A 9435-nucleotide genomic window follows, 5' to 3' on the forward strand; every position below is an offset into this window, starting at 1 on the left:
CAACTTAAGGAAAGAGACCTATTTAATGCCTAGAAAGTCGCACAAGTCCAAGGAGATCGAAGCCGTTCTGCGTGAGCTGGAGACCTTGGGCTGGACGGTCACTCTGCGTTCTGGGCGCGGTCATGCGTGGGGCCTGATCCGATGCCCGAACAACGACCCAGACTGCCGGTGCGGTGAGTTTTGTCAGATGGGTGTCTGGTCGACGCCTCAGAATCCGGGCCGCTTTGCGCGGCAATTGAGAAGTCGGGCACTTGGTTGCACGAAGCTCAACGACACGAACGAAGGCCCGCAAGAGGATGAATAATATGGCAGAAATCGAGTTCGAACTGATCTTCGCCCTTCCAGAGGGTGAGCATGAAGCGTTCGATCTGATGGACGCGGTCTTCGAGGCTGGCTTCGAGGATGCCATCGTTGGCACCGGCTTGCCTGGAATGCTCGGCGTTGCGCTGGAAGCTTCAAGTGATCGCGCCGAGGATGCGATCCTAGATGCAGCGCGTACGATCCAAAAGCAGTTACCGGAGGGCTCGGTTTTGCGGGAAGTGCGGCCTGACCTCGTCAGCTTGGCGGATGTGGCAAAGCGGTTAGAAGTCACGCGTCAGTCTCTGCAAAAGCGCAAGATGCCCCCAGTCAGCCAAGGTGGGTTGTTCCGGATGGAAGAGGTTGCTGTGGTCATCATGAATGCGGTTGAAGGCAAGGGAGCTGGAGCCCGCAAAGGGCGCTTCGCAGTGGACAAAGCAGGGAAGTGGCTGAGTGCGGGGAAACCGGCGCGTCGGGTGAACGCGGGCCTTGCCGTTGGCGCAATTGACGTGGCTACGCTGGAAGTGCGGGACGATGCCAAGCAATTCCTCTACGCTGATGAGATGAGCGCAGAACCCCGAACTGGCGCGGCCTGAGGAAGTATCCGGCGATGAGTTTGTTTGAAGACCCTGTGCACCCCGGTGACCTCCTGAAGGAGCTTTACCTAGATCCCCAGGAGTTGGGGGCCATCGCGTTTGCGCGGCGTCTGGGCGTGCCTCGGACGCGGATCGAGCGGTTGATCAAGGCGACGACCGGGATCACACCCGACTCAGCGTTGCGGTTGGCCCGCGTGTTCAACACCACCCCGGCCCACTGGGTGAACTTGCAGACCAACTATGACATGGCGCTGGCGGCAAACGAAATCGCTGCTTCAGCCGACCTGCCGCTCGTTGCGACTTGTCCCTCTAAAACGACATTTTCTGAAGAAGAAACATGAACGACGTTCGCTTTCATGGTGCTTCTGGCCGTTATGGGTTCCTTTCAAACTTCTCAGCCTATGGGTTTCGAGTCGACGAAGTGTTTTGGCCAACCGTTGAGCATTACTACCAAGCATCGAAATTTGAAACCCCTGACAAAAAACAGGAAATTCTGAACTGTGAAACGCCTAGGCTGGCCAAAAAGCTTGGGGGGCAAGTAGACGGAATTCGTAATGATTGGCTTGAAGAACGGGTCAGTGTTATGAGGTTTGCTGTGCTGAAAAAGTTCCAACAAAATGACGACATTGCGCGAAGCCTCTGTGAAATAACCGGACAAATTTTTGAAATCTCAGAAGACGATTGTTTTTGGGGTGTGGGAGCAGAGGGCACTGGAGAAAATATGTTGGGGAAGATTCTTATGGGCGTCAGAGAACAGGTGTGTGAAGCATGAACTCAGACTGGCAGCCGCTACTGGTCGCCCCAATTTCAGGCGGTGTCTTGTCTCAACTCATCTCAATCTCGTTGGGCCGATGGTTTTCTAAACGTGACCAGCTTGATGAATGGATGCGAGATGAGAAGTACAAGGTCTATAGCCAAATCATTGATATCACGTCCAAGTCCAATCCTGATTGTGGCTATGAAGCGTGGCCAGGTTTAGTCAGGTCTTTGAGCCAAAGAATATTCTTGCTGCACGAGTCGGGATATCCACCCAAAGCAATTTCAGATCCTCTAGAAGAGCTATTTCAGTTTGCGATCAAATGTCGAAACGCAAAGGATGATATTGGTGAAGAAGACCGACAGAACTTCAGGCAGTCTGGGAACGCGTTGAGAACGGCGTTAGCGAAGTCGCTCCATGAAAAATAGATACTTGTACAAACACAGACCGCTCGAGGACGATTTTCAGAGGAAAATCGTTGCAGACATAATATCCGGAAAAATCTTCGTAAGCGCCAGCTTTCACTTCCTTGATCCTCTTGAAAATCTTCACTTAACGGATGATGGGTTAAAAAAACTGGATGGAAATTTTGGTATAGTTTCTTTTACTGATGACCCCCTCCAACCTGAAGTTTGGTCAAAATACGCTTTTTGGCATCGCGGCGTTTGCTTTGGCTTCTGCTCGCAGGTTGCCCCGCAGTTGCGCAAAGCGAAAGCGGTCGAGTATGTTGAAAACTATTCCTCAAGTGAAGCAGTCAGTTTAGAGGAAAAGCTGCTTGTGAAACCCATTCAGTGGCAGCAAGAAGCTGAATGGCGAATTGTATATGGGGAGCGGCAAAAAGAGTATAACGAACTGCCTACGTCCGCGATACTTGAAGTGACTTTTGGAGCTGCGTGCACAGATGACAGCGAAGCATTCGTACGCGAAAAATTGGAAGAGCAGGACCTGCAGCCAACCATGTATCGCTGCGAACTTGCGAACACGGGAGGTTTCCTTACCAGAGCGTTGATCGAGTAAACGGTAACCGAGCCATTGGCACCGCCTGCCTGAGGCTGGAGCGATGATCTAAGAGTCGTCGCTAATGACGTCATTACTGACGTCTCTTATGCGGGGCCTGTGATGCGTGGCGAAATTCTTGGGGCGGAGCGGCGACGCTTTTGGCATGACGACGACAAGCTTGAGATTGTCGCGTCGGTTGGGATTGCCGGGGCGAGCGTGACGCAGGTTGCGCAGCGCCATGAGATTAAGCGACAACAAATTTACGCGTGGCGGCATGAGCTGAAGAAGAAAGGCTTGTGGTCGCCCGATGGCGGGGCGCTTTTCTTGCCGCTGGACATGCCCGTAACTGCAGGAGTGCCGGTGGCGCAGGCCCCGGTCGCTGAGCTGCCGCCTCCAGTTGCTGTTGAATTGCGCCTGCGTGGCGGGCGCAGTTTGCATTTTGAAAGCACGATTGATCCTGCTGCGCTGTCGGCGCTGATCCGTGTGGTTGACGCTGCATGATCGGCCCGGGCACCGGTGTGCGTGTGTATCTGGCCTGCGGTGTCACGGATATGCGCAAGGGGATCGCAGGGCTGGCGGCGCTGACCCAGGACGTGTTGCGACAAAAACCTACCAGTGGGGCGGTGTTTGCGTTTCGAGGCCGTCGGGGTGATCGGATCAAGCTTCTGTTCTGGGATGGGCAGGGCTTTTGCCTCTATTACAAAGTGCTCGAACGGGGCCGCTTCCCTTGGCCGAGCGCCAAGGATGGAGCTGTGCGACTGACCTTGGCGCAACTTGCGATGTTGTGGGAGGGGATCGATTGGAGGCGTCCAGATTGGGGCGCTCCACCCGCTCGGGTGGGGTGATTTTGCGTCGGGATTTGCGTTATTTATATGGTGCTTTGACATGACTTTTGGTAGTCAGGCGCATGCCTGAACACGCCGAAAACCTCCCCGATGATCCCGCCGTTTTGAAGGCGATGATCGCGGCTTTGCAGGCAGAAAACGCCAAGATATCGGCCACGTTGCGCGTCCATGATCAGTTGGTTCAGGCGCTTCGCCTACGGATCGCCAAATTGCAGAAACTGGCTTTCGGCAAGTCCTCAGAAAAGATCGAGCGCGAGATCGAACAGTTGGAGCTGGCGCTCGAAGATCTGCTGGTCGCGGTTGCTGAGGAAGATGACGCGCCCATCAACGAAGGGCAGGATGAACCGTCACCGGAAGCTGCCGATGCACCCGCTTTGCGCCGCCGACCACGTGTCTCGGGTACGACCCCGCGCGAACGCCGTGAACTGGACCCCGGCACCTGCTGCCCTGACTGTGGCGGTGATCTGCGCGTAGTGGGTGAGGATGTCAGCGAACTCCTTGACATGATTGCTGCCCAGATGAAGGTGATCCAGATCGCCCGGATCAAGAAATCCTGTCGGCGCTGCGAGCGGATGGTGCAAGAACCTGCACCCAGCCGCCCGATCCCGGGCAGCATGGCCGGGCCGAACCTCTTGGCACATGTGTTGGTCTCAAAGTTCGACGATCACCTTCCCCTCTATCGCCAGCATGAGATCTTCGCCCGCATGGGCGCGGACATTCCCGAAAGCACGCTGGTCGGCTGGTGCGGGCGGGCCATGAAGACCCTGCAGCCGCTGATCGCACGTATTGAGGCTGACATCATGGGCAGCGACCTGCTGCACGCAGATGACACACCGATCCGGGTGCTGGATCGCAGCATGCGCGACAAGGGTCTTGGCAAAGGGGTCAAGCAAGGCCGGATCTGGGCCTATGTGCGCGATCAACGCCCATGGGCGGGTGCATCGCCACCGGGGGCCGTCTATCGGTTTGCACCGAACTGGAAGGAAGAGCACGTTCTCAGCCATCTGGCCAACGCCCGCGGCATCCTCCAGGCTGATGGCTACAAGGGATATGCCAAGCTCTATGCGTCTGAACCCGATGGTAAACCGCGCTTGCGCGAGGCGGCCTGTTGGGCCCACCTGCGTCGTGACTTCCACGACTTTTGGACCTCAACCAAATCCGAGATCGCCCGCGAAGCGCTCGACCGGATCGGCAAGTTCTATGACATCGAGCGCGATATAAACGGCCAGCCCGCTGACGTGCGTCATGCGACGCGCCAAAAGCTGACCCAGCCAAAAGTCGCGGCCTTCTTCGCCTGGTCTGAACAACAGCTCCTGCGCATCCCCGGCAAAAGCGATCTGGCCAAGGCGTTCCGCTATGGTCTCGCGCGGCAGGAGGCCCTCAGCTTGTTCCTAAGCGACGGGCGTGTGGCCATTGACAACAACCCCGCTGAACGCGCCCTGCGCCCGATTGGAATAGGACGGAAAAACTGGCTCTTCGCGGGTGCCGATACCGGTGCAGAAACCCTCGCGCGTGCAATGACCGTCATTGAAACCGCCAAGCTGAATGGTCTCGACCCACTGGCCTATCTCGCCGACATCCTCGACCGTATCCACGATCACAAGATCAACTGGCTGGATGAATTGCTGCCGTGGAATTGGGTGCCGCTGGACACTGCCCATTCACAGGCCACCTGATGGCTGCCGTGACCCATGTCTACAGCATCGACTACGTAGCCAAAATGTTGGGCGAGGATGCCGAACTTCTCGAAGCGATCATCTCCAACGACGACAACCTGACCTATGGAAACATCGTCAGCGTTTACGTCGGACCCGACGAAACAAGCACCGCACTGACCGATGACGGGATCGAAGAGCTGATGGACATGATCCGCGCCGCTCGTATCACCAACAAAACCTGGCATGAGTTCCTTGATGACTTCGTGCATGACACCGATCTGATGGCACGCATCAAAGCTAAATCGCCGCGGTAACAATGGCGCGGTTACAGTAAACGACAATTTTTTCACAAATTAATGCCGCAACCCCCGCTCCGCATGCGCCTCCTGGCTGTCTAGCTGTCCCTCAACCTCTCGGCGGCGGCCTTCGCTAAGGTCAAGCTCTGCTGCAAGTTCTCGTTCAGCGTCTTGTAGTTCGCCTCGTCGTTCAGCAATCCGCTCAAGGCCTTCATGGATGCGGCCTGCGAACGTATGAGCAAGGTCACGCAGTCTTTTAAGCCAGCCAGCTCCCTCTCGATCCTGCCAGTCGAGCGTGTCTCCAAGGCGGTCAAATCCTTCGCGGAGACCTCTGAGGCCGTCACCAACCGCTCGACGCAGGCGAGCAAGTCGCGTTCCAAGGCTGTCAGTTGGGTCATCTAGGTGACATGTCGTTCGCCCATCGTGCAGGTCCTGAGCCGCGTCTTCGATGGGTCCAGGATCAGCCAGGTCCCCTCGGGCCGCTCGATCCGCGTCAGGCCCATCTCTGTCAGTTCCGAACGGCTCAGATGCACTGTCCAGAAGAAGCTCGCGGCCATCATCGAGGCGATCCCCGTCAGCACCATCCCCGCGATCAGCCAGGGCGAGATCGTCAGCCAAAGGCGGATCGAGCTCAGCCGCGTCTCGAACAAGCTCTCCGTCTCGGTCTGAAACCGGCGCGTATCGCTCACGATGGTATGCTGCGCGGCGCCCACAATGTTCTTCAAATCGATCCTGAAGCTCTTGAGCTGGGACGAGATCGAGGCGACGTGCTCCTGCCTGATCTCGTCGAGCTCCGTGTAGATATGTACGGACTCTCGGGACACTTCCTGCGCATAGCTGCCCTTGACTTACGCTTCAGCGGAGCACGGATGTCGACCCAAAGACCTAACCGCGTCCGCATTTCCGCCCCACCTTTGAACCAGGTTTTAAACATGTCCTGCTAGGTTGTGACAAATCGTTAAGAAAGGAAAATACATGACGATTGATCGCATTTTGAGGCAGAAGGAGGTCATGCATCTGACGGGTTTGAGCCGGTCCACGATTTACCGCCGGATACAGAGCGGGGAGTTTCCTTCCCAGATCAAACTGACAGCCCGCCTTGTGGGGTGGCGGCAGAGTGATCTGCAGCGCTGGCTGGACACGAGAGAGGACGCCTGACGAGTGCAATTCGTCTGAACCGTTTCCAGAAGAACCTATACCCAACCAGCATATCCATACACTCTATTCTCAGGGCCCGAACGCGGGCCCTGTTTCATTTTCATCGTCGGGCATTGGCTCTTCCGGTTCGAAGAGGGTCTCCAAATCGTCGATTACCTCTTCCTCACTAACGTTATCGGCGGAGGGTGCTTCCTGCGCAGGCAGGTCGAACTCATGCTTGGGTCTCTCATTAGACCGTTTTTGATGGTCTGGAGCGCCCTGTGTTGGCCGCTGAGACCTCTTTGCAGGTGTCAGGGGTGGCGGAGCAGGCAGTGGCTTCTGCGGGCGGCCCAGCGTGGCCTTGATGCTGCGGCTCCAGTTCTTGAAGAACCGGAACAGGGCCTCCCAGCCATCCCCGTCTAGGAAGCTCCAATCCAGAACGCTATGAGCGTGCCCAACATCCCCAGCTGGGGTATTCCGAGGGCGATCTGCACTATCAACAGCCTGCGCTGTCCTGATTGCGTTTCCCTTGCCCGTTTGTTGATCAGACTGCTCAGGGCTTTCTGCTGCTTGTGTATTTCCGTCTGGGCGTTCGCCAGTGCTTTTAAACTCTGCTTGATCCGGTCCGTACTCTCCCTTTGTGCTTGGAAGGTCTTCTCCACCTGATGCAATGACTTGAGTGTCGGGTGCATCGCTTGCTCCATGAGCGTTGGCATCTCGGCGATCCGCGCCTGCGTCTGTGTGTTCGACGCGCGGGTCTGTGCCAATGCTTCCTGTAGTGGCGCGGCCAAGGCTGCGCTCTTTTGCTGCGACAACTGCCGGAAAGTCTCTGTCTGGCTCATAGGAAAATCCTCTTTCTGTTAAATTCTTTAAGGTGAAGCTGCGGCCGAGCTTGGAGGCCGATATGTGATGCCCCTCAAGGCCAAAGGAGAAGCCAGAGAGCCTGCCGGTCGTTTCGGAGACGTTCGGGCGCACATCCACGCCGCAGGCCTCTAACGCCTCTACAAAGTCGGTGGCGGTGATCGGCGCGGAGGTCAGATCCTTCAGCAAGCCTTGCAACTGGGCCTTGGTGGAGATCACACCTTGATGGGCCATCTCGAACTCACCGCGCGTTGGTGCTGCGATATGATCCCGCGCCTTGTCAGGGTCCAGCAAATGGGATGGTTCCACGCGGACCAGATCAAACCGCTCTTCAATCTCACGGATGACGGCTTCACTGCGGCGATAATCATGGGAGTCGCTGACCACACTGCCATCGAGACGGATACGGCTGGCTGCAATGTGGATGTGATCCCCGTGGCAGACGGTCATATAGCCTTCAAAGCCCATCCGTTCGGCCCAGAGGTCGCCAATCTGTGCCCACTCTTGGTCTCTGAGTTCCCGATCCTCTTGCGTCAAAGAGATCGACAGATGGACTACGTTCCGGTTCAGGCTGGGGCGCAGGTTTTTGAAAGCGTCCAGATGGGTCTTGGCGGCATCCTCTTCAAAGCCGAGCGTTCCCCCAACAATATCAGCGCGGTGCCGGATCTCGCCTTTGTGGTCGTGTTCTGCCAGCAGATATTCCACTAGTCCGGCTGCACTTCCACCTTTGGTCAGGTTACCGATTGCCATGGATGCCCCCGATCAACCCGGCGCGGACCTGTTCGAGATTCCGCTGCAACAAAGACAGAAGGGGCAGAATGCGGTCGACTTCGGGGCGAGTGCCCGTGTTCAGGTGATAGCTCATCTGGTTCAGGTTCGAGGCCGTCCGGCTGAGCTCAATCCAAGCCTGACGGTTTACGAGAGGAATCTGCGGCGTAGTTTCTTTGCTTAGACCAAGCAACCGATCCCGCACCAGAGCCGCGACACTGCTCCCTGAGGCCGCTTTCTGAAGCTTTCGATACTCGCGCTCGGTCAACCGCACGGTGATCTGATGATCCCGCTTGTTCCTTACACGCGGCCTCCCGCCTTTGCCTTTGGTTCCCATATCCATTTCCCACCAGTTGGCAGACAAGGTGCAAGCACAGCGCGCACCGCATCCGACTCGAGCGCCGCGAGGGAAGGCGAGCGTTTTTGCATTGCAAAAACATGGCTCGCTATCCGCTAAACAACGTCTCTGGGAAGGCAGGTGGTTGGGCAGGGTTAAGGGGGCGTAAACTGGGGGATATGAGATCAAACTGCACTGCCGAAGAAGCAAACAATATGAGCTAAAAATACCCGTCTAGTTTACGTTAACGCCGAAACAACTCAAAGTGTTCTATGATCGTGAAACACACGAACGTCTCCATTTAATCCCAGTCAGATTTTTTCGATTTCTGTGCCTTCAAAGGATTTTGAATGGAGCGGAGTACTGCTGCGCTAGATAACGGTATTCGCATTCAGAATTAATGGAGGCATTTTCTGCGGAACTTTTTAGCGGTATCTGGGGTTAAATCGGAGGTACAATACTAGATGCAGGCGCTGCAGATGACATTAGAAAATCTGATATTGTTAATAGTTGAAGACGAGTTTCTGATTGCTTTGGATTTGCAGGAGATTTTTCTTGATGCCGGCATTACGGATATCAAGATCGCTGCTTCAACCAACGAAGCGCTTGGAATTCTGTCTCGCGATTCAGTAACGGTTGCGATTCTAGATATCAATTTGGGAAGCGAGTCGTCGCTTGAAATCGCCTTGAAACTTGACCAGATGAAAATTCCTTTCCTATATCACTCCGGTGAAGCGGGCTACTTGGATAAAGAGTGGCCGAGTGCACCTGTTATTAGCAAACCCGCACTTCCCGGGGCTTTGATTTCTGCTGTCTCAGAATTGAACAAAAGCATTAACTAATCCGCAGTGGTGCTAGCAAGAAAATATGTTGCGTTGCCAACC

Annotated in this window: 15 protein-coding genes; 11 read left to right on the top strand and 4 right to left on the bottom strand. The window is 55.7% G+C overall.

Features of this window, described 5'->3' with window-relative positions:
• Positions 1–305: 305 nt before the first annotated feature.
• From BFV97_RS16490 to BFV97_RS16530, 9 genes are all read left to right on the top strand, one after another.
• The gene (locus BFV97_RS16490; RefSeq protein ID WP_069301496.1) at positions 306–893 is read left to right on the top strand and encodes a hypothetical protein; all 588 of its coding nucleotides are present in this window, start codon (positions 306–308) and stop codon (positions 891–893) included.
• Between the two features lie 14 nt (positions 894–907).
• Positions 908–1234 (top strand): HigA family addiction module antitoxin, encoded by a 327-nt coding sequence (locus tag BFV97_RS16495; protein WP_069301497.1) that lies wholly within the window; start codon positions 908–910, stop codon positions 1232–1234.
• The gene (locus BFV97_RS16500; RefSeq protein ID WP_069301498.1) at positions 1231–1665 is read left to right on the top strand and encodes a riboflavin biosynthesis intermediates N-glycosidase; all 435 of its coding nucleotides are present in this window, start codon (positions 1231–1233) and stop codon (positions 1663–1665) included. Before BFV97_RS16495 ends, BFV97_RS16500 begins: the two co-directional genes overlap by 4 nt.
• Positions 1662–2078: a hypothetical protein gene (locus BFV97_RS16505; protein ID WP_069301499.1), complete on the top strand. Its 417-nt coding sequence runs from the start codon at positions 1662–1664 to the stop codon at positions 2076–2078. The genes BFV97_RS16500 and BFV97_RS16505 overlap by 4 nt, the downstream gene beginning before the upstream one ends.
• The gene (locus BFV97_RS16510) at positions 2068–2667 is read left to right on the top strand and encodes a hypothetical protein (protein WP_069301500.1); all 600 of its coding nucleotides are present in this window, start codon (positions 2068–2070) and stop codon (positions 2665–2667) included. Before BFV97_RS16505 ends, BFV97_RS16510 begins: the two co-directional genes overlap by 11 nt.
• Positions 2668–2769: 102 nt before the next feature.
• Positions 2770–3150, top strand: coding sequence for an IS66-like element accessory protein TnpA (tnpA, locus tag BFV97_RS16515; protein ID WP_069301501.1), 381 nt, complete (start codon positions 2770–2772; stop codon positions 3148–3150).
• Positions 3147–3494, top strand: a complete 348-nt coding sequence (gene tnpB / locus BFV97_RS16520) for an IS66 family insertion sequence element accessory protein TnpB (protein WP_069301502.1) — start codon at positions 3147–3149, stop codon at positions 3492–3494. The genes tnpA and tnpB overlap by 4 nt, the downstream gene beginning before the upstream one ends.
• A 62-nt stretch (positions 3495–3556) precedes the next feature.
• The gene (gene tnpC / locus BFV97_RS16525; protein ID WP_069301503.1) at positions 3557–5170 is read left to right on the top strand and encodes an IS66 family transposase; all 1614 of its coding nucleotides are present in this window, start codon (positions 3557–3559) and stop codon (positions 5168–5170) included.
• Entirely contained in the window at positions 5170–5466 is a 297-nt protein-coding gene (locus BFV97_RS16530) for a hypothetical protein (protein WP_069301504.1), read from the top strand. The genes tnpC and BFV97_RS16530 overlap by 1 nt, the downstream gene beginning before the upstream one ends.
• An 80-nt stretch (positions 5467–5546) precedes the next feature.
• On the opposite strand, the gene BFV97_RS16535 is transcribed toward BFV97_RS16530, so the two are convergent.
• Positions 5547–5846 (bottom strand): hypothetical protein, encoded by a 300-nt coding sequence (locus tag BFV97_RS16535; protein WP_069301505.1) that lies wholly within the window; start codon positions 5844–5846, stop codon positions 5547–5549.
• Positions 5847–6272, bottom strand: coding sequence for a hypothetical protein (locus BFV97_RS16540; RefSeq protein WP_069301506.1), 426 nt, complete (start codon positions 6270–6272; stop codon positions 5847–5849).
• 151 nt (positions 6273–6423) lie between these two features.
• Here BFV97_RS16540 and BFV97_RS16545 point away from each other — a divergent pair, with 151 nt between their 5' ends.
• A complete protein-coding gene (locus BFV97_RS16545) occupies positions 6424–6606 on the top strand; it encodes a helix-turn-helix transcriptional regulator (protein ID WP_069300898.1) in 183 nt (60 codons plus the stop codon).
• A gap of 69 nt (positions 6607–6675) precedes the next feature.
• Here BFV97_RS16545 and BFV97_RS18525 read toward each other — a convergent pair whose 3' ends face one another.
• A complete protein-coding gene (locus tag BFV97_RS18525) occupies positions 6676–8196 on the bottom strand; it encodes a relaxase/mobilization nuclease domain-containing protein (protein WP_083225698.1) in 1521 nt (506 codons plus the stop codon).
• On the bottom strand, positions 8183–8551 hold the full coding sequence (locus tag BFV97_RS16560) for a plasmid mobilization protein (RefSeq protein WP_069301509.1): 369 nt from the start codon (positions 8549–8551) through the stop codon (positions 8183–8185). The genes BFV97_RS18525 and BFV97_RS16560 overlap by 14 nt, the downstream gene beginning before the upstream one ends.
• A 479-nt stretch (positions 8552–9030) precedes the next feature.
• Between BFV97_RS16560 and BFV97_RS16565 the strand changes: the two genes are divergently transcribed.
• Positions 9031–9393 carry a response regulator gene (locus BFV97_RS16565; protein WP_157888355.1) on the top strand — a complete coding sequence of 121 codons (363 nt, stop codon included), beginning with the start codon at positions 9031–9033 and terminating at the stop codon, positions 9391–9393.
• Positions 9394–9435: the final 42 nt, after the last annotated feature.

The organism is Neptunicoccus sediminis (assembly GCF_001719615.1).
GTDB classification, from domain to species: domain Bacteria; phylum Pseudomonadota; class Alphaproteobacteria; order Rhodobacterales; family Rhodobacteraceae; genus Amylibacter; species Amylibacter sediminis.